Below are 18,485 nucleotides of genomic sequence, written 5' to 3'. Positions count from 1 at the left end.
TTGATGCTCGCTGCGACATGCAGCAGCTTCGCGCTGACCGCTCCTGTGTCCGCGGCGCCGGCGGAGCAAGTGGTGCTGCTTGCGGATTCCGTTTTCTTGCGTGGCAATAGTATTCTGACAGCCACCGGAAATGTTGAGGCGATCTCGGGCGAAACCGTGCTGACGGCCAGCAAGATCGTCTATAACTCGGTCACCGATCAGATCACCATCACCGGACCAATCACAGTCACTGACGGCGGAGTTGTCGAAATCTTCGCCGACTTTGCCGAGCTTGATTCAGCCCTGCAAAACGGTCTTCTAACCAGCGCCCGATTAGTTCTGGACCAACAGGTCGAATTGCAAGCCGATAGCATTCAGCGCATTGATGGGACCGTCTCTGAACTCAATTCCGTTCAAGTCACATCCTGTAATACCTGCGCTGAAGGCGAGTCTCCTCTTTGGTACATCCGCGCGAAGAAAGTCACGCATTACTCTGAAGACAAAGAGCTTTTGCTGGAAGAGGCTCAGTTGCGCATTCTGGATGTGCCGGTATTTTACCTACCGCGCATGCGGCTGCCAGATCCAACACAGGACCGTGCGACGGGCTTTCTGATCCCCTCGATTAAGCAACGTTCGCGCATCGGTCTGGCGGCGAAGATCCCCTATTTCATTGCCTTCGGAGATCACCGTGACCTCACATTGACGCCTTATCTGTCGCGAAGTATGACCACGCTAGAGGCGCGTTATCGTCAGGCGTTCCGAACGGGTGAAATCACTCTGAACGGAGCGGTGACCGATGATAACTTTAGCGGGTTCAACTCTCGTGGATATTTGTTTGCCGAAGGCGAATTTGCCCTGAAGCGCGACTATACGCTGTCGTTTGATGCGAAGTTCACCAGCGATCAGGCCTATCTGCTGGATTATGACTATGGCGCGTTTGACCGCCTCAATAGTGAACTGGCTTTGACCCGCGCATCACGGGATGAGAACACGCGGTTTGCCTTTAACCATTTCCGAAGTCTTCGTACGACTGAAGACAACGAGACCATCCCGACCTTGGTCTTGTCTGCTCAAACTCAGAACCGTATTCAACCAGCCTTTGGCGGTGAAGTGCTTTGGGAGCTTGAGTTTCATTCCCATACACGAGAGTCTCAGATCACGACCGATGCCAATGCCGATGGCATCATCGATGGGCGCGATGTGCATCGTCTGAACGCTGAAGTTGGATGGCGGGATTCCTGGTGGACACAAGGCGGATTTAATTTTGGCGTCGAATCTCATTTGGCTTTTGATGTTGTCAACACGGCGCAGGATGCCACCATAACAACAACCAATTACACTGAGGTTACCCCGTCCGTCGCTGCCAATATGCGCTATCCATTGCAACGCATGACGGCCTCTGGTGCGCAACAAGTGATTGAACCCGTCGCGCAACTCGCTTGGTCCGGTGGCGCGACGCGCGATGGGGCGACAAGTGACGCAATCGCGAACGACGAGAGCTCAAGAACCGAATTTGACGAAGGAAATCTTTTGTCTCTGTCCAGATTTGCATCTGATGACCGTCGAGAACGCGGGGTGAGCCTCGCCTATGGCCTGAAAATGTCTCATTTTGGCGAAACTTGGAATGCGGGCCTGTCTTTTGGACATATCATTCGGGAAGCAGATCAGGACAGCTTCTCTGTGTCTTCCGGCCTAACCGGTCGCGCGTCAGACCTGTTGGTCGCGGGTCAGATGACGCATGACAATGGACTTAGCATCACAGGTCGCATGTTGCTGGATGAACAGATCTCTCTAACCAAAGCTGAAGCAAGTGGAGGTTGGCACAACGACCGTCTCGGGGTGAATGCCTCTTATGTTTGGTTGGGACAGGATGCTGAAGAGAACCGTCCGGACATTCTGGCGGAATGGAACCTCGACAGCAGCTATCGCATGACCCGCCATTGGACAGGCCTCGCGAACTGGCGTTTTGATGTGGCGGACAACCGAACCACGGAAGCAGGCGTTGGGCTGGAATACCGCAATGAATGCGTGAAAGCACAATTGGCTGTTTCACGCCGCTTTACATCCTCGACCAGCGTGCAACCGGTCACAGATTTGAGTTTTACTGTGGAATTGCTTGGTTTTTCCGCCAAGACACGCGACAAGAGCTATAGCCGAAGCTGCAACGATGCAGCCTACTAAGACAAAGACCTAGGTGACTGAACGCATGACACATAAGATTTTTGCCGCTTTCCTGAGCCTAACGCTGGGCGTGATGGGTACTCTGGCATCAGCACAGGGCCTGTTTTCACCGGCAATCAAGGTGAATGACGGAGCTGTCACCTATTATGAATTGGATCAGCGCATCAAGTTCATGCAGTTTATCAACCGTTTGGGTGATCTGGAAACTTTGGCCCGCAAGGATCTGGTCGAAGACCGCCTTAAGGCACAGGCAGCTGCGGAGCTCGGAATCTCTATTAGCGCGGAGCAATTGGCAGCCGGGCTCGAAGAATTCGCAGGCCGCGCGAACCTGAAAGCTGACGAGGTTATTGCGCTCATGGCCGAGGCGCAGATTGACCGGCAAACATTTGAGGATTTCGTCCGCAACGGTCTGTTGTGGCGAGAAGTCGTTCAACTGCGCTTCCGTGGTCGCGTTCAGATTTCTGACGAAGAAATTGACGCCGCTCTTGGCTCTGGTGGGCAAGCGGGTCTTCAGGTTCTTTTGTCCGAGATCGTAATTCCGATCAACGCGCAGAACCAGGCGCAGGTTCAGGATCTTGCCTCACGTATTTCAAACCTTACCACTGAATCGGCCTTTGCGGACGCAGCACGGCGTTTCTCGGCTGCTGGAACACGCACCAATGGCGGGCGTATGCAGTGGTTGCCGATCAATCGTCTTCCCCCAGCCTTGCAACCGGTTGTGGTCGAGATGCGCCCCGGCGAGATCTCGGACCCAATCCCACTGGGCAATGCCATTGCGGTTTTCATGATGCGCGGTATTGACGAATTGCCATCGCCTACCCCGCGTTTGGCGGCGATCGAATATGGTATCCTACGCATTCCCGGAGGTCGCAGTGACGCCGCTTTGGCGCAAGCACAGGACATTCGCAATCGTGTGGACACCTGCGATGACCTCTATGCCATCAACAAGGGCGGACCTGACGAAGCTTTGACCATCACCGCCGAACAGCCAAGTGCGATCCCGCGGTCTATTTCGCTGGAGTTGGCGAAGCTTGACCGCCACGAGGTCTCGACAGCTCTGACCAGTCCTGATGGGTCTCAGCTCTATTTCCTGATGCTCTGTGGCCGTACGGCTGCGTTGAACGAAGACCTCAGCCGCGAAGACGTGTTGAATGCACTGCGTAACCGTCGTTTGAACTCTTACGCGGAAGGCTATCTTGATCAGTTGCGCTCTGAAGCGGTGATCGTCGAGCAATGACCCAAAGCATCGCGCCAATTACCCTAACCTGCGGAGAACCCGGCGGGGTTGGGTTGGAATTGGCTGAACGAGCCTGGGAGGTCTTGCGCACCGAGCTGCCTTTCTTTCTGATCGCCGATCCCCGGCATCTTTCCGGACGCGTGCCATTCAAAGAGATCGCGGACCCGTCTGACGTCGACCGAGTGATCGAGACGCATTTACCTGTGCTCAGCCAATCCTTCGCAGGCGATGCGCGCCTGGGGAGTGCGGATCCCAAGAATGCAATGGGCGTGATCGAGGCTATAGAACGCGCAGTGTCGCTAACGCGCTCAGGCGCGGCAAGCGCGGTCTGCACGGCTCCAATCCATAAGAAAGCACTGAAGGACGGCGCGGGGTTTGCCTTTCCTGGCCATACGGAATTTCTGGCGCATCTGGCGGGCGTGGACCGAGTGGTCATGATGCTGGCCTGCGATCAGCTGCGTGTGGTGCCGACAACGATCCACATTCCCCTTCAGGATGTCGCGAAGACCCTGACTTCTGAGCTTTTAGAAGAGACAATCAGGATCACTGTCTCCGACCTTAGAAATAAGTTTGGCGTTGCGTCGCCGCGTGTGGCTGTTTCGGGCCTCAACCCGCATGCCGGTGAAGGCGGTGCTATGGGGCATGAGGATGCTAAGATCATCGCGCCCGTTGTTGAAAAACTGGCCCAGGAAGGGATGAACATCGCAGGCCCCCTGCCCGCCGACACGATGTTTCATGCCCGCGCCCGCGCTGCCTATGATGTGGCTGTCTGCATGTATCACGATCAGGCTTTAATCCCGATCAAGACTTTGGACTTTGACCGTGGTGTGAATGTGACCTTGGGCCTGCCATTTATCAGAACGTCGCCCGATCATGGCACGGCGTTCGATATCGCCGGTAAGGGCATTGCCAAGCCCGACAGTTTGATCGCTGCCTTGCGTATGGCGCGCGACATGGCTATGGCGCAGACTGCGGCGAAGGCTGCGCTTTGAGTATTTGGGGCAAGATGAAATATGGCCGGAATTGATCAACTTCCCCCTTTGCGTGAAGTGATTGGCACATATGGATTGTCTGCCAAGAAGTCTTTGGGGCAAAACTTTCTGCTCGATCTGAACCTGACGGCCAAGATTGCGCGGCAAGCGGGCGATTTGTCTGACTGTGATGTGCTCGAGATCGGCCCTGGCCCCGGTGGTCTGACACGCGGGCTGCTGGCAGAAGGTGCGCGTAAGGTTCTGGCGATTGAAAAGGATGCGCGCTGTTTGCCAGCCTTAGAAGAGATCGCGGCGGCCTATCCCGAGCGTTTGCAGGTGATCAATGGGGATGCTTTGGAGGTGGTTCCTCTGCAGCATCTTACTGCTCCGATCCGAGTTGCGGCCAACCTGCCCTATAATGTCGGCACTGAACTTTTGGTGCGTTGGTTAACGCCTAAAGTCTGGCCGCCATTTTGGCAGAGCTTGACTTTGATGTTTCAGAAAGAAGTGGCCGAACGGATCGTGGCGCAGCCTGGTTCCAAGGCCTATGGGCGTCTGGCAATCCTTGCCCAGTGGCGCTCTGAGGCCAAGATCGCGATGCATTTGCCGCCCGGCGCCTTTACGCCTCCGCCAAAGGTGAGCAGTGCTGTAGTACATTTGACCGCGCTGGAGACGCCAAAGTTTGAAGCAGATGCTGAGGTCTTGAGCCACGTCGTCGCCAAGGCGTTCAATCAGCGGCGCAAGATGCTTCGGGCGGCCTTGAAAGGCGTGACGCCAGATATTGAGGATCGCCTTCAAGCCGCTGGCATTGCTCCGACAGAACGCGCGGAGAATGTCTCGCTTGAAGCGTTTTGCGCTTTGGCGCGTGAGGTTGCCAAAAAATAACCCCGGCCTGAACCGGGGTTTTCTTTATTCAGCTGCTTTGGGCTCTTCGCTGGGCGCGGCCTCTGGCTGAGGTTTGCGCCGGCGCGGCTTGCGCTTAGGTTTTTCGGCTGGCGCCTCAGCTTCTGGTGTTTCCACCAGACCGGACTCGCCGCTTTCGGCAACTTCCATGACATCCGGTTGCGGGGCATCTGCAGGATCTGCGGCAGGCGCGTCGGATTGACCGCCCTGTGCCTCGCGTTCTTGACGTTCCATACGCGCCGCACGTTCGCGGTCGCGTTCGGCCTGACGGTCTCGGTTCTGACGTTCCTGTTCCTCGCGACGCGCTTCCATTTCGCGCTGTGCTTCGGCCAGCATGCGCAGATAGTGTTCCGCGTGCTGTTGGAAGTTTTCCGTCGCAACCCGGTCGCCGCTCAGTTGGCTGTCGCGCGCGAGTTGGTTGTATTTGTCGATAATCTGTTGCGGGGTGCCGCGTACCTTGCCTTCTGGGCCGTTGCTGTCAAACACACGGTTGACGATATTGCCCGAAGGACGATTGCGGTTGTTCTTATTCCGCGAACGGGATTTCGAAGATCTCATTGTTTGCTGTCCAAACTCTGGAATGACTGCTTTTTGACCCGGACGCTTGAGATGCCCTTTTGCATCTTCGGTCCATGTTTTCTGGGGTTTTCATCTTGCGGGACCTGCGAAACGCCATCCTGCGCTAAGATATATTACCGTTACCTCTCCAGTGCGGGGCTGACAAGGGTAAGTGTTGAATTTTTTCGATTTGGGCGGTTGGTTTCACCGCTTTGTCAGGACTGATGTGCAGATACCACACGATCGTGGCCGTTCAGGTCCTTGTGGCAGGCGACTTGCGCGAGGCCTGCGTCCTGAAAAATGCGGACGACGTCAGGTCCTTGGCGGTAGCCAATTTCAACGAGAATGCGGCCGTTAGCTGAGAGATGCTTACGTGCACCTTTAGCGAGGACTTCATAGGGGGCGAGACCGTCGCCACCGGGAGTCAGTGCCAGATGGGGGTCGTGGTTTAAGACATCAAGGGACAGCTCTGCCATTTCTGCGTCAGAGATGTAGGGTGGGTTTGAAACAATAAGATCAAATTCGCCCTCTATCTCTCTGAACCAATTTGACTTTATTGTAGTGAGGCGACCTAACACAGAAAGCGTTTTTGCGTTGCGAAGGGTTACGTCCAGACAAGCCTGACTGACGTCGCTGGCCTGCGCTTTGGCCTCAAGAAGCTCTGAGAGAAGGGTCAAAGCAATGATACCGCTGCCGCATCCCAGATCAAGAATGGTGTCCGGCTTCGCGCCCTTGAGCGCCAGATCGATCAGAGTTTCTGTTTCGGGACGAGGGTCCAGAACATCAGGCGTGATTTCGAAATCGCGCCCCCAGAAGTTCCGCCGCCCTAGGATCTTTGACACCGGCTCACGCGCCGCGCGACGGGCGAGAAATCCATGAAACTCCTTGGTCTGGGCCTCGGTGACCTTTAGGTCAGGTTCCAGCGACATTCGGGCGGCGGGCATGCCGATGACTTCGGCCAGCAAAAGGCGCGCGTCGCGTTCTGGCCCTTCGATTCCCGCCTCTCGCAGCGCTTTCGCGCCTTCCATCAGGACTTGGCGGAGAATCATCCCTGCATATCGGCGAGCTGTGCCGCCTGATCGTCGGCCGTAAGCGCATCAACGATCTCGTCAATATCGCCCTGCATGACTTGGTCGAGCTTATAGAGCGTGAGGTTGATGCGATGATCCGTCATACGCCCTTGCGGGAAATTATAGGTGCGGATGCGCTCAGAGCGATCACCCGAGCCCACCTGTGATTTCCGGTCGGCCGAGCGTTCACTGTCAATCCGCTGACGCTCCAGATCATAAAGCCGCGTTTTCAGAACCTGCATCGCGATCTCGCGGTTGCGGTGCTGGGATTTTTCGGAGCTGGTAACGACAAGACCGGTCGGTAGGTGCGTAATACGTACGGCAGAGTCTGTGGTGTTGACGTGCTGACCACCCGCCCCAGATGAGCGCATGGTGTCGATGCGCAGGTCATTGGCGTCGATCTGGATGTCCACGTCCTCAGCCTCGGGCAGCACCGCGACAGTGGCCGCAGAGGTATGAATGCGCCCGCCGCTTTCGGTCGATGGCACACGTTGCACGCGATGCACGCCGCTTTCGTATTTCAGCCGCGCGAAGACGTTCTCGCCTTTGATATGGCCGACGACTTCTTTTATGCCGCCAAGCTCGGTGGCGTTTTCCTCGATGATCTCGAACTTCCAGCCGCGCGCTTCGGAATAGCGCTGATACATGCGCAGAAGGTCTCCGGCGAAAAGCGCGGCTTCGTCGCCCCCCGTGCCTGGACGGATTTCGATCATCGCAGGACGCGCATCAGCCGCATCTTTGGGCAACAGCGCAATTTGCAGCGCCTTTTCGGCCTCGGGCAGTTGCTCCTTCAGCGCAGGCAATTCTTCTTCGGCCAATTCCCGCATGTCGGGATCGTCCATCATGGCCTCGGCTTCCTCGAGGTCCGCAAGCAACTGACGATAGGCCTGAATTTGTTCGACCACAGGTTTCAGATCGGAATATTCCTTGGCCAGCGCGGCGATATCTGCGCCGGCGGCTCCGTCAGCCATCTGCGCCTCGAGAAACTCGAACCGCTGCGTGATTTGTTCTAAACGCTCGAAAGGTACCATGGGGCTACGTTGCGTATCGCGCGGGTTTGGTCAAGAGGCGAAACTATGCTAGATTGGGCTTATGCTACGTTCTTTTGTTATCAGTCTTTTGGTCACAAGCGCTCTGCCCGCCGTTGCGGATGTCACAAGCCCCAGCGGACGTACGGTGGACTGCTATTGCACGGATCGCACCGGCAGCCGTGTGGAACTGGGCGAATTTATCTGCATGCAGGTCGATGGACGCATGTTTATGGCGCAATGTCAGATGTCTCTGAACAACCCCATGTGGCGAGAAATCGCGCCTGGCTGTCTGAGTTCGTCTGTTCGAGAGGGGTTACATGGCCCCCAAAGCGTCAATCCAGGCTTTGATCCGCTTGCCGTTTACCCCGAGGTCTGAGCGACCAAACCGCAGCCGACTATGGATCTTGATGGTGCCGCCATCGAGTTTGACCGTCGCGTAGTCAGGAAATCCAAAACCTGCTGACCGCGTGACATAGGTGACAAAACCCTCTGATGCCGAGCCAGCGAGCACCTTCGTGCGCGGAGTGGCCTGTGCGATCTGATCCAGCTTTGCCATCGTTGCCGCATCACCAGAAATCACGCGTTTCACACCGCTTTCCTCGTCTGCATCTGCGGTGAACTCGGTCAGCCTGTGGAATTTCTCGACATTCGTCGGCGCGACCCGAACATAGGCCGCAAAAGCGACAACAATCGCCAGAATAAGATACACGATGGTCATCGTCTTTTTCCTTTTCGCATTCATTTGACCCCAGATAGGCCTGCTCGGGACCATTTAAAGAGCAGAAGACGTGACCATTACGTCAACGGCTGCGATTTCTCGACCAATCGCGCGAAGAAGGAGGCGCCGACCGGAGAAACCTCGTCGTTGAAGTCGTAATTCGGGTTGTGCAGTCCTGCGCCCTCGCCTTGGCCTAGGAAGAAATACGCACCGGGGCGAGCATTGAGCATGTAAGAGAAATCCTCCGCGCCCATTTCCATGCCTGTGTTTGGGTCAACAGCCGCTTCACCGGAAACTTCGCGGGCGACTTCGGCGGCGAAATCCACCTTTTCTGCGTTATTGACGGTCGCCGGATAGCCGACTTCGATCTCGACCTTCGCGTCGACACTATAGGACGCTGCCTGCCCCGCCGCGATCTCTCGGATGCGGCTGTGGATTAGGTCTTGCACCTCAGGAACAAAGGTCCGGATCGTGCCGCCGACATAGGCCGTATCGGGGATGACATTGTCCGCCGAGCCCGAGTTGATCATGGTTACTGAGCACACAGCCTCGTCACGCGTATCGTGGTTGCGGCTGATGATGGTCTGGATTGCATTCACGATCCCTACCGCAGCCACAATCGGATCGGCGGTTTCCTGAGGATAGGCGCCATGACCTCCACGCCCCTGAATATTGATATGAAAGGTATCAACCGCCGCCATGATCGGACCGGGTTTGGAATAGAAATGGCCCACATCCAGCCCAGGCACATTGTGGATGCCAAAAACTTCGCCGATGCCAAAGGTGTCCATGATCCCTTCATCGACCATGACACCGGCCCCGCCGCCGCCTTCCTCAGCCGGCTGAAAGATCAGCGCAACACGGCCATTGAACTTGCGCGTTTCCGCCAAATAGCGCGCCGCCCCCAAAAGCATCGTCGTATGGCCGTCATGCCCACAGGCATGCATCGCACCTTTCACGGTCGAGGCGTGCTCGAGCCCCGTGGTTTCCTGCATCGGCAAGGCATCCATATCCGCGCGCAGACCAATCGTCGGACCGTCTCCCTGCCCGTTGATGATCGCCACAACGCCCGAGGTCGCAATGCCCTCGTGGATTTCGTCCACACCGAATTCCTTCAAGCGGTCCACTACAAATGCCGCCGTCTTATGACAGTCAAACTGCAGCTCTGGGTGCTGATGCAAATAGCGCCGCCAGGTTTTCATATCCTCGGCATAATCTGCAATTCGATTGACGACAGGCATGGCTATTCTCCCTCGCGCTGGATAGCTTGCGCGTAGCAAACACCGAACCGGAGAAACCTGCAATGGCTGATGATGCGCTGATCCATAATCCCAAGGGCGGCATGCCACGGCTTTTGGAGATCATGCGTCGGCTGCGCGATCCTGATACCGGTTGTCCCTGGGATATCGAGCAGGATTTCTCCACCATTGCACCCTACACCATAGAAGAAGCCTATGAGGTCGCCGATGCGATTGATCGGGAGGCTTGGGATGAGCTCAAGGGCGAGCTGGGCGACTTGCTGTTTCAATCCGTTTTTCATGCGCAAATGGCGTCCGAAAAAGGTCTGTTTGATTTCAACGATGTGGCCGACACGATGTCGGACAAAATGGTCGCGCGTCACCCGCATGTCTTTGGTGACGAAAGCCGCGATAAATCCGCGGATCAGCAAACACGCGACTGGGAAACCATCAAAGCCGCTGAGCGCGCTGGAAAGGCGCAAAAAGGCACGTTGGATGGGGTTGCGATTGGCCTGCCTGCCCTGTTGCGAGCTTTGAAACTGCAAAAACGTGCGGCGCGTGTTGGGTTTGACTGGCCGGACACGTCTCATGTGATCGACAAGATTGTCGAAGAAGCCAAAGAGCTTGAAGAAGCGCGCGATACGCTGACGGAAACGGAAATCGCCGAAGAATTCGGAGACCTTCTGTTTGTCATGGTTAATTTGGGCCGCCACCTTGGTCTGGACCCGGAAAGCGCATTGCGGGCGACCAATGCGAAATTCACCCGCCGCTTTGAAAAAGTCGAAGAAAAACTGGCAGATCGAGGCAAAATACCGTCACAATCCACCCTCGAAGAAATGGATGCTTTGTGGGATGAAGTAAAATCCGATGAAAAAAATCGGAAATAATGCCCGATAAAAAGATTCAGGCATTGACCCTACTAAAAAACTAGGATTAATAACGGCCATACCGATAACAAAGGATGGCACAGCCATGACTATCTTCAAATCCACAGTTTTTGCTGCAGCAGCCGCGGCAACTGCTCTCCCTGCCCTTGCTGACGAAGTAAACATTTACTCTTACCGTCAGCCAGAACTGATCAAACCGCTGACCGATGCCTTTACCGAAGAAACTGGCATCAAAGTCAACGTTGCATTTCTTGCAAAAGGCATGGTGGAGCGTCTTCAGGCCGAGGGCGACCGCTCTCCGGCAGATGTTGTCCTGACCGTCGATATTTCCCGCCTGGCCGCCGTTGTAAACGCGGGCCTAACCCAGCCAGTTGAAAGCGACGTTCTGGATGCAAACGTGCCAGCCTCCTACCGCGACCCAGACGATCACTGGTACGGCCTGACCACCCGCGCGCGGATCGTCTATGCCTCCAAAGACCGTGTCGCGGACGGTGAAGTCACCACCTACGAAGACCTCGCGGACCCGAAATGGGAAGGCCGCATCTGCTCCCGTTCCGGCACACATGCCTATAACGTCGCGCTGGTTTCCGCAGTTCTGCATCACCATGGCGAAGAAGCCACCAAGACCTGGCTGGAAGGCGTGAAATCCAACCTCGCGCGTAAACCACAGGGCAATGACCGCGCGCAGGTGAAAGCAATCTGGGCCGGTGAATGCGACATTTCCATCGGCAACACATACTACATGGGCAAAATGCTGAGCGATGACGAGCAAAAAGCATGGGCCGACAGCGTCAATATCGTCTTCCCGACCTTTGAAGACGCGGGCACCCACGTGAATATCTCTGGCGTTGCAATGACCAAAGCGTCACCGAACCCAGAAAACGCGCTGAAACTGATGGAATTCCTGACCTCTCCTAAGGCGCAGGAAATCTATGCGACCGCAAACTTTGAATATCCCATCGCAGCAGGCACATCTGCGGATCCTCTGGTCCAGGGTTGGGGCAGCTTTGACGCGGATACGGTGAACCTGATGACATTGGCGGGCAACCGCGCAGATGCGATCAAACTGATCGAAAGCGTTGATTTCGACGGCTAAGGCCATCGTCACAAAGTTTCAAAGGGGCGCTTCGGCGCCCTTTTTCGTTTTTGTATCGCTGCCGCGTAAGTATTTCTTTACTTAGCGGTCAAAATTCAAATGATGGTCTTTTCAAGCTCGCGAACACAAACAAAGCCCATGACCCAGCCCCGCAAAATCATCATCGACACAGACCCCGGACAGGACGACGCGGCTGCGATATTCCTCGCGCTCGGAAGCCCTGAAGAGATCGACCTTCTCGGCATCACGACTGTCGCTGGCAATGTGCCCCTCGCGCTGACCTCCAAGAATGCTCGGATCGTTTGTGAATGGGCGGGCAAACCGGGCACAAAGGTTTTTGCAGGCTGTGATGCCCCCTTGTCGCGCCCTTTGGTGACGGCGGAACATGTGCACGGTAAGACCGGTCTGGATGGCCCAGACCTACATGAACCCACGATGCCTCTGCAAGAGCAACACGGCGTGGATTTCATCGTTGAAACCCTGCGGTCGGAGCCAGCCGGAACGGTGACTCTGTGCACGCTCGGACCGCTCACAAACATCGGAAAAGCGTTTAAGATCGCACCGGATATCATTGATCGTGTTCAGGAAATCGTTCTGATGGGTGGGGCGTATTTTGAGGTTGGCAACATCACTCCGGCTGCCGAATTCAATATCTACGTAGATCCAGAGGCCGCGCAAATCGTGTTCCGCTCCGGCCTGCCGATCATCGTCATGCCGTTGGATGTGACCCACAAAGTACTGACGACAGGGCCTCGCATTCAAGCCTTGCGCGATCTTGGTACCACCGCAGGCACCGCAATGGCCGAAATGGTGGATTTCTTCGAACGATTCGATGTCGAGAAATACGGCTCCGCGGGGGCTCCGCTGCATGATCCTTGTGTGATCGCCTATCTGCTGAAACCCGAACTATTCCAAGGCCGCCACATCAACGTCGAAATCGAAACCACCTCAGACCTGACCCTCGGCATGACCGTTGCCGATTGGTGGGGCGTCTCAGATCGTATGCCCAACGCAACCTTTATGGGCGATGTGGATGCGGATGGATTTTTTGCCCTGCTGACTGAACGGATTGGCCGCCTCTGATCTGGTCGCTGCTGGTCAGGGCCTCTATATAGACCGCATGAGCATCTCGATCCCCTTTGACAACAGCTACGCACGCCTGCCTGCACAGCTGTTCACGCATCTTGAACCAACACCCGTCAGCGAGCCCAAGCTGATCGCCTATAATGCGGCGCTCGCGGCGGAGCTTGGGATCACCGATGAGGGCAACGAAGAGGATCTGGCCCGCATTTTCGCAGGCAATGACGTACCAACGGGCGCCCAACCCCTCGCGCAGCTCTATGCAGGTCATCAATTCGGCCAATGGAACCCGCAACTTGGGGACGGACGCGCCATCTTGCTAGGCGAGGCCAAAGGGCGCGACATCCAACTCAAGGGCGCAGGCCCCACGCCTTACTCTCGAAACGGAGACGGACGGGCCTGGCTGGGCCCAGTCCTGCGCGAATACGTCGTGTCCGAAGCCATGCACGCCCTTGGCATTCCGACCACGCGCGCCTTGGCAGCGGTGGAAACCGGAGAGGATATCTATCGCGAAACCGCCCTGCCCGGCGCGGTCATTACCCGCGTGGCCTCAAGCCACATTCGCGTCGGCACGTTTCAGGTGCTGGCGGCGCGCGGCGACCAAGAGGGCCTGCACGCGCTGTTTGAACATGCGGTGGGTCGCCATTACCCGGACGCGGGGTCTCCGTTGGAGTTCTTGAACGCGGTGATTTCGGCGCAGGCGACTTTGGTGGTGAAGTGGCTTTCGGTCGGCTTCATTCATGGTGTCATGAACACCGACAACTGTGCGATTTCCGGAGAAACCATCGACTATGGCCCTTGCGCTTTCATGGATGCCTTTCACCCGATGCAGGTGTTCTCTTCGATCGACCGACGTGGGCGCTATGCCTATGGCAACCAGCCTGACATCATCGTCTGGAACATGGCGCAGCTCGCGACGGCTTTAGTGCCTTTGGTTGAGGACCGAGATCAGGCCGTGGCCGAATTCACGGCCGCCGTTCACGCCATGCCTGCGATGATCCAACGCCTGTGGCGTGAGGCGTTTGCCAAGAAGATCGGGATCGCGAACCCGCGTCCTGAGGATGAGAAACTGGTCACGGACCTTATGGGCCTGATGGGCAAACAAGAGGCTGATTTCACCAACACGTTCCGTGGCCTTTCCGAGGGCAATGCGAGAGATCAATTCGTGGATCGTGAGGCTTTTGATGATTGGTCAGAAACATGGGAAAAACGTTTAGAGACAGAGGATAACCCGCTGGACCTCATGCGGTCTGTCAACCCGTCGGTCATCCCGCGCAATCACAGGATTGAGGCCATGATCACCTCTGCTGTTCAAGGGGACTATGCGCTGTTTCACACTCTGCAAGACGCGCTCACGTCGCCCTATGACACGCCCACAGTTTTTCCCGATCTCACCCATCCGCCCAAAGACGAAGAGCGTGTGACTGCAACCTTCTGTGGTACTTAACTTGCGGATCAAACCTTGACGCCTGCGCCTTTGGCAAAAAGACTGGAACTTGAACCAGTTATCATGTGAGCGCTATGGCCGAATTTTACGTCTATGATGTCTTCTCCTCCGAAGCCTTCGGGGGCAACCAACTTGCTGTCTTCCCGGATGCAACGGCACTGCCCGAAGAAGACCTGCAGCGGATCGCGCGGGAGTTTAACTTCTCGGAATCGACCTTTGTCTTCCCGCCAGAAAACCCTGCCCATACCGCGCGGGTCAGAATTTTCACGCCAACCATGGAAATTCCATTCGCGGGCCATCCCACAATCGGAACAGCAGTCGCGCTTTCAGATCAAGGTACTCCGCCAGACATGGTGCTCGAGCTCGGGGTTGGGCCGATCAAGTGTCACGCAGTGAACGGGCAGGCCCGGTTCACCACCGAAGTGCCTTTGGAAAAACTCGCAGAGCCCTCGCTTGCGCATGTGTCTGACGCTCTGGGCCTTTCGGAAGCGGACATTGAAACCACCACGCACGCGCCGATCATGGCCTCTGTCGGCCTGCCGTTCACAATAACGGAACTCAAAACCCGCGAGGCGCTGGCCAATATCGTCTCCAATGTCGCAGCCTTCCGTCAAGGGGCCGCGACTTATCCCGGTTCGCTGGATTTTGCGCAATTCGTCTATGTTACCGAGGGCGACACAATCCACGCCCGCATGTTCGCGCCGCTGGACAATATCCCAGAAGACCCCGCGACCGGATCCGCTTGTGCAGCCCTAGGGGCCTTGCTCGCAGATCTCACAGGCGAGGATCAGGCGCTGACGATCCGACAGGGCGAGGATATGGGGCGCCTTAGCGTGATCCAACTGAGCACCACGGGCGGCGCGGTCACCATTTCCGGTGCCGCAAAACGTGTGATGCAGGGGCGTTTGGTCTATTAACGCGAGCGACGGCGCGGAGGCTCGGACCCGCCCTGCCCGCTGCGTTTGCCAGAAGGCTTGCCACGGAACTTACCGCCGGGTTTACCCTGAGGTTTGCTGCCGCGAGGCTTATCGTCACGTCCGCCACCGGAATGCCCTTTGGGTTTGCCCGAAGGCTTTCCGTCACTTTTCCAAACCCGTTTGCTTTTAGGCTTGTCAGAAGTCTCCACCCGAGCGTCGTCCGAAAAACGCCCTTGCGGCTTGCTGTCGCCTGAACGGTTCGGCTTCCCGCCCTGCCCTTTGCCACGCCGCGGCTTGCCGCCGGCAGGTTTGTCAAACACCGCCACGTCCAGATCTGGCCCAAAATCGCTAACAGGCGCAGACCGACCCTGGCCGCGACCACGTCCACCCGGCTTGCCACGACGCGGTCCGCCTTTGGACTTGCTCTTACCGCCTTGCTCTTCGAGCCCCATCCAGGGACGACCGGAGGCCACGGGGATCGTGAACTTCATGGTCTTTTGGATGTCTTTCAACTGATCGATCTCGTCCGGCGCGCAGAAGGCGACGGCCTTGCCGTCCATACCTGCACGCGCGGTGCGGCCGATGCGGTGGACGTAGTTGTCAGGCACATTGGGCAGGTCGTAATTATAGACGTGACGCACATGCGGAATATCCAATCCCCGAGCGGCCACATCGGTGGCGACAAGCACCATCGCGTGACCTTCGCGGAACTCTTTGATCGCGCGTTCCCGTTGACCTTGGCTTTTGTTGCCATGCACCGAAGTTGCTGTGAAGCCAGAGGCTTCGAGAGACTTCTTCAGGCGCTCAGCCCCATGTTTCGTGCGCGAGAACACAATTGAGGCCTCGCCCATGTGATCGGCCAGAAGTTCTTTCAGAAGGTTGGTCTTTTCGGCCTTAGCAATGAAGTGAATGCTCTGGTCGATCTTGTCAGCCGCCTTGCCCGGAGGTGAAACCTGAATGCGGATGGGGTTCTTCAGATAGGTCTGCGCGATCTCGTTCATCTGTTTGGGCATGGTGGCCGAGAACAGCATGGTCTGACGCTCGGACGGCAGCACGTCAGCAATGCGGCGCAGCGCGTGGATAAAGCCCAGATCAAGCATCTGATCCGCTTCGTCCAAAACAAGGAAATCGGTGTCTTCAAAATCCAGCGCGTTGCGTTCCATCAGGTCGATCAGTCGGCCCGGGGTTGCGATGATAACATCGGTGCCGCGCTCGACCCGTTTGATCTGAGGGTTGATGGCGACGCCGCCAACGACGAGGCCAACCTTGAAGGGCGTGCCATCAACCATCTCTTTCAAGGACGCTGCGATCTGGTTGGCCAATTCGCGCGTCGGGGCCAGAACCAAAGCCCGCAGGGTTTTGGGCGCAGGCTTGGTGCCGTAATCCGACAGTTTCGCAATCAGCGGCAGGCCAAAGGCCAGCGTCTTACCGGTACCGGTTTGCGCCAGCCCCATCACATCCTGCCCGTTCAAAGCATGCGGGATTGCGCGGTTCTGGATTGGGGTTGGTTCGGTCAGACCTTTCTCAGCCAAACGGTCGACCAAGCGCTTGGGCAAGCCAAGCTCATCAAAATGTGCCATTGTCTTTGTTCGTCCCAAGGGACGCCTATGTGAGTGCTCCGTCCCAGCCACAAGCCACGCCGTATACGCGCCTGTCTGATCCGGATTGCCCCACGCGTGATTTTGGGAACAGAACATCTGATGTCGGGACAAGGCCCTGCTAGCTCACGCAACAGACATCAGAGGAAGCGGCTTTGCGCCTTTTTGGCGCGTGCGTCAAGGCGCATTAGTCGGGGATAACTCAGCAAATGCTGTAGCCAGCCGCCTTTTGCCCCTGTATTGAAAAGATCAGAAAGACCCCGGAGCCCCTATGAGCGACACGATTCTAGCCCGCTGCGAAGCCAAAGGCCTGCGTATGACCGAACAACGTCGTGTGATTGCAGGCGTCTTAGAAGAAAGCGCGGATCATCCGGATGTCGAGGAACTCTATGCGCGTGCCTCTGCGCGCGATGCGGGGATTTCTTTGGCGACGGTCTATCGAACGGTGAAGCTCTTTGAAGAAGCGGGCATTCTGGACAAGCTGGAATTCGGAGACGGACGCGCGCGCTATGAGGATGCGGAACGCGATCACCATGATCACCTGATCGACATAAACTCTGGCGAAGTCATCGAGTTTATGGACCCCGAGATCGAGCAGTTGCAGGAAAAGATCGCCGAGAAACTCGGCTATCGCCTTAAGGGGCATAAGCTCGAACTCTATGGTGTTCCGATCAAGACACACGGAGCCTAGGGCATGAGCAATCTGCGCTCTATGGTCTTTATGATCATGGGTATGGCGACATTCGCTGGTGCAGATGCGATGATCAAGCTGTCATCCAGCGACACCACGACCGGATTGATCATGATAACCATGGGGCTCGCGGGAGGATCAATCTTTCTTGCACTCTGTGTTGCTTCAGGCACCGCGGTTTTGTCACGACTGTTCTTTAATCCCGTGATCTTGCTGCGCAATCTCTTTGAGGTCGCAGCGGCGTTTTTCCTGTTCCAAGCATTTGCGCTAAATGAGCTCTCGACGGTTGCTGCCATTTTGCAGGCGATCCCGCTTATCCTGACCATTCTTGCCGCTGTTTTTTTAAACGAACAGGTCGGGCCGCGACGATGGACCGCTGTGGCGATTGGATTGCTCGGGGTTTTGATCATCATTCGACCGACTGGCGCAGGCATTGGGTGGACGGATCTCTTGGCCGTCTTGGGAACGCTTTTCCTTGCGCTTCGCGACCTGGCATCACGCCTTGCCCCTCCTGAGGCGAGCACGCCTTTGTTGTCGGTTTATGCCTTTATGTTGCTTGTCCCCACGGGGGCGATGCTGAATTTTACCCAAGGTGGCGCGTGGCACATTGCGCCTGGGTCTTGGGGGCCGTTGAGTCTGATGGTCGTGCTGTCCGTCACCGGATACTATTGTGTAACCACCGCCATGCGGATCGGAGATGTATCCGCGGTTTCGCCCCTTAGATACTTCCGCCTGCCCTGCGCGGCCATTCTGGCGTATTTCCTATTTTCAGAAGTGCCTGATTGGCAAACGATCCTCGGAGCCACACTCGTCGTCGGATCCGGCCTATTCGTCATGTTGCGAGAGGCACAGCTTTCAAGTCCAAAATGAGAAACCGGAAAAG

Annotated in this window: 18 protein-coding genes; 12 read left to right on the top strand and 6 right to left on the bottom strand. The window is 56.6% G+C overall.

Features of this window, described 5'->3' with window-relative positions; all coding sequences use genetic code 11:
• Nucleotides 1-3 precede the first annotated feature (3 nt).
• The 4 genes from WG622_RS02145 to rsmA are packed head-to-tail and all read left to right on the top strand — an operon-like array spanning nt 4 to nt 5,253.
• Nucleotides 4-2,160 carry an LPS-assembly protein LptD gene (locus tag WG622_RS02145; protein ID WP_339402082.1) on the top strand — a complete coding sequence of 719 codons (2,157 nt, stop codon included), beginning with the start codon at nt 4-6 and terminating at the stop codon, nt 2,158-2,160.
• 25 nt (nt 2,161-2,185) lie between these two features.
• A complete protein-coding gene (locus WG622_RS02140) occupies nt 2,186-3,397 on the top strand; it encodes a peptidylprolyl isomerase (protein WP_339402081.1) in 1,212 nt (403 codons plus the stop codon).
• Entirely contained in the window at nt 3,394-4,389 is a 996-nt protein-coding gene (gene pdxA / locus WG622_RS02135) for a 4-hydroxythreonine-4-phosphate dehydrogenase PdxA (RefSeq protein WP_339402080.1), read from the top strand. The genes WG622_RS02140 and pdxA overlap by 4 nt, the downstream gene beginning before the upstream one ends.
• Nucleotides 4,390-4,410: 21 nt before the next feature.
• Nucleotides 4,411-5,253, top strand: coding sequence for a 16S rRNA (adenine(1518)-N(6)/adenine(1519)-N(6))-dimethyltransferase RsmA (gene rsmA, locus WG622_RS02130; protein ID WP_339402079.1), 843 nt, complete (start codon nt 4,411-4,413; stop codon nt 5,251-5,253).
• Nucleotides 5,254-5,277: 24 nt separating this feature from the next.
• Here the strand turns inward: rsmA and WG622_RS02125 are convergent, their stop codons facing one another.
• From WG622_RS02125 to prfA, 3 genes are all read right to left on the bottom strand, one after another.
• The gene (locus WG622_RS02125; protein ID WP_339402078.1) at nt 5,278-5,829 is read right to left on the bottom strand and encodes a DUF4167 domain-containing protein; all 552 of its coding nucleotides are present in this window, start codon (nt 5,827-5,829) and stop codon (nt 5,278-5,280) included.
• Nucleotides 5,830-6,044: 215 nt separating this feature from the next.
• A complete protein-coding gene (prmC, locus tag WG622_RS02120) occupies nt 6,045-6,878 on the bottom strand; it encodes a peptide chain release factor N(5)-glutamine methyltransferase (RefSeq protein WP_339402077.1) in 834 nt (277 codons plus the stop codon).
• A complete protein-coding gene (gene prfA / locus WG622_RS02115) occupies nt 6,875-7,930 on the bottom strand; it encodes a peptide chain release factor 1 (RefSeq protein ID WP_209356270.1) in 1,056 nt (351 codons plus the stop codon). Before prfA ends, prmC begins: the two co-directional genes overlap by 4 nt.
• A 61-nt stretch (nt 7,931-7,991) precedes the next feature.
• Here prfA and WG622_RS19280 point away from each other — a divergent pair, with 61 nt between their 5' ends.
• Nucleotides 7,992-8,306, top strand: a complete 315-nt coding sequence (locus tag WG622_RS19280; protein WP_438838803.1) for a hypothetical protein — start codon at nt 7,992-7,994, stop codon at nt 8,304-8,306.
• On the opposite strand, the gene WG622_RS02110 is transcribed toward WG622_RS19280, so the two are convergent.
• Nucleotides 8,244-8,648, bottom strand: a complete 405-nt coding sequence (locus tag WG622_RS02110) for a DUF1499 domain-containing protein (RefSeq protein ID WP_339402076.1) — start codon at nt 8,646-8,648, stop codon at nt 8,244-8,246. The genes WG622_RS19280 and WG622_RS02110 overlap by 63 nt on opposite strands.
• Before the next feature lie 77 nt (nt 8,649-8,725).
• Complete coding sequence (locus tag WG622_RS02105) at nt 8,726-9,889, bottom strand: M20 aminoacylase family protein (protein ID WP_339402075.1); 1,164 nt, start codon at nt 9,887-9,889, stop codon at nt 8,726-8,728.
• Nucleotides 9,890-9,951: 62 nt separating this feature from the next.
• On the opposite strand from WG622_RS02105, the gene mazG reads away from it, so the two are divergent.
• From mazG to WG622_RS02080, 5 genes are all read left to right on the top strand, one after another.
• Nucleotides 9,952-10,773: a nucleoside triphosphate pyrophosphohydrolase gene (mazG, locus tag WG622_RS02100; protein WP_339402074.1), complete on the top strand. Its 822-nt coding sequence runs from the start codon at nt 9,952-9,954 to the stop codon at nt 10,771-10,773.
• An 85-nt stretch (nt 10,774-10,858) separates the two neighbouring features.
• Nucleotides 10,859-11,869, top strand: coding sequence for a Fe(3+) ABC transporter substrate-binding protein (locus WG622_RS02095; protein WP_339402073.1), 1,011 nt, complete (start codon nt 10,859-10,861; stop codon nt 11,867-11,869).
• 138 nt (nt 11,870-12,007) lie between these two features.
• Entirely contained in the window at nt 12,008-12,952 is a 945-nt protein-coding gene (locus tag WG622_RS02090) for a nucleoside hydrolase (RefSeq protein ID WP_339402072.1), read from the top strand.
• 37 nt (nt 12,953-12,989) lie between these two features.
• Complete coding sequence (locus WG622_RS02085) at nt 12,990-14,396, top strand: protein adenylyltransferase SelO (RefSeq protein ID WP_339402680.1); 1,407 nt, start codon at nt 12,990-12,992, stop codon at nt 14,394-14,396.
• A 74-nt stretch (nt 14,397-14,470) separates the two neighbouring features.
• Nucleotides 14,471-15,313: a PhzF family phenazine biosynthesis protein gene (locus tag WG622_RS02080; protein WP_339402071.1), complete on the top strand. Its 843-nt coding sequence runs from the start codon at nt 14,471-14,473 to the stop codon at nt 15,311-15,313.
• Here the strand turns inward: WG622_RS02080 and WG622_RS02075 are convergent.
• Complete coding sequence (locus WG622_RS02075) at nt 15,310-16,893, bottom strand: DEAD/DEAH box helicase (protein ID WP_438838799.1); 1,584 nt, start codon at nt 16,891-16,893, stop codon at nt 15,310-15,312. The two genes, WG622_RS02080 and WG622_RS02075, sit on opposite strands and share 4 nt — an antisense overlap.
• 289 nt (nt 16,894-17,182) lie before the next feature.
• Between WG622_RS02075 and WG622_RS02070 the strand changes: the two genes are divergently transcribed.
• Nucleotides 17,183-17,602, top strand: coding sequence for a Fur family transcriptional regulator (locus tag WG622_RS02070; protein ID WP_303965064.1), 420 nt, complete (start codon nt 17,183-17,185; stop codon nt 17,600-17,602).
• Between the two features lie 3 nt (nt 17,603-17,605).
• Complete coding sequence (locus tag WG622_RS02065) at nt 17,606-18,472, top strand: DMT family transporter (protein ID WP_303965061.1); 867 nt, start codon at nt 17,606-17,608, stop codon at nt 18,470-18,472.
• Nucleotides 18,473-18,485: the final 13 nt, after the last annotated feature.

The sequence above is a fragment of the Cognatishimia coralii genome (genome assembly GCF_037478305.1).
Classification (GTDB): domain Bacteria; phylum Pseudomonadota; class Alphaproteobacteria; order Rhodobacterales; family Rhodobacteraceae; genus Cognatishimia; species Cognatishimia coralii.
Note: the sequence above shows the minus strand (reverse complement) of the source record. Positions and strands in the feature narration are given on the sequence as shown.

Excerpts from the sequence above, each read along its gene's own strand:
- mazG (WP_339402074.1), top strand. The coding sequence starts at position 9,952 with ATGGCTGATGATGCGCTGATCCATAATCCCAAGGGCGGCATGCCACGG.
- rsmA (WP_339402079.1), top strand. The coding sequence starts at position 4,411 with ATGGCCGGAATTGATCAACTTCCCCCTTTGCGTGAAGTGATTGGCACA.
- prmC (WP_339402077.1), bottom strand. The coding sequence starts at position 6,878 with ATGATTCTCCGCCAAGTCCTGATGGAAGGCGCGAAAGCGCTGCGAGAG.
- WG622_RS02085 (WP_339402680.1), top strand. The coding sequence starts at position 12,990 with ATGAGCATCTCGATCCCCTTTGACAACAGCTACGCACGCCTGCCTGCA.
- WG622_RS02140 (WP_339402081.1), top strand. The coding sequence starts at position 2,186 with ATGACACATAAGATTTTTGCCGCTTTCCTGAGCCTAACGCTGGGCGTG.
- WG622_RS02070 (WP_303965064.1), top strand. The coding sequence starts at position 17,183 with ATGAGCGACACGATTCTAGCCCGCTGCGAAGCCAAAGGCCTGCGTATG.
- WG622_RS02125 (WP_339402078.1), bottom strand. The coding sequence starts at position 5,829 with ATGAGATCTTCGAAATCCCGTTCGCGGAATAAGAACAACCGCAATCGT.
- WG622_RS19280 (WP_438838803.1), top strand. The coding sequence starts at position 7,992 with ATGCTACGTTCTTTTGTTATCAGTCTTTTGGTCACAAGCGCTCTGCCC.
- WG622_RS02075 (WP_438838799.1), bottom strand. The coding sequence starts at position 16,893 with ATGGCACATTTTGATGAGCTTGGCTTGCCCAAGCGCTTGGTCGACCGT.
- pdxA (WP_339402080.1), top strand. The coding sequence starts at position 3,394 with ATGACCCAAAGCATCGCGCCAATTACCCTAACCTGCGGAGAACCCGGC.
- WG622_RS02095 (WP_339402073.1), top strand. The coding sequence starts at position 10,859 with ATGACTATCTTCAAATCCACAGTTTTTGCTGCAGCAGCCGCGGCAACT.
- WG622_RS02065 (WP_303965061.1), top strand. The coding sequence starts at position 17,606 with ATGAGCAATCTGCGCTCTATGGTCTTTATGATCATGGGTATGGCGACA.
- WG622_RS02110 (WP_339402076.1), bottom strand. The coding sequence starts at position 8,648 with ATGACCATCGTGTATCTTATTCTGGCGATTGTTGTCGCTTTTGCGGCC.
- WG622_RS02145 (WP_339402082.1), top strand. The coding sequence starts at position 4 with ATGCTCGCTGCGACATGCAGCAGCTTCGCGCTGACCGCTCCTGTGTCC.
- WG622_RS02080 (WP_339402071.1), top strand. The coding sequence starts at position 14,471 with ATGGCCGAATTTTACGTCTATGATGTCTTCTCCTCCGAAGCCTTCGGG.
- WG622_RS02105 (WP_339402075.1), bottom strand. The coding sequence starts at position 9,889 with ATGCCTGTCGTCAATCGAATTGCAGATTATGCCGAGGATATGAAAACC.
- WG622_RS02090 (WP_339402072.1), top strand. The coding sequence starts at position 12,008 with ATGACCCAGCCCCGCAAAATCATCATCGACACAGACCCCGGACAGGAC.
- prfA (WP_209356270.1), bottom strand. The coding sequence starts at position 7,930 with ATGGTACCTTTCGAGCGTTTAGAACAAATCACGCAGCGGTTCGAGTTT.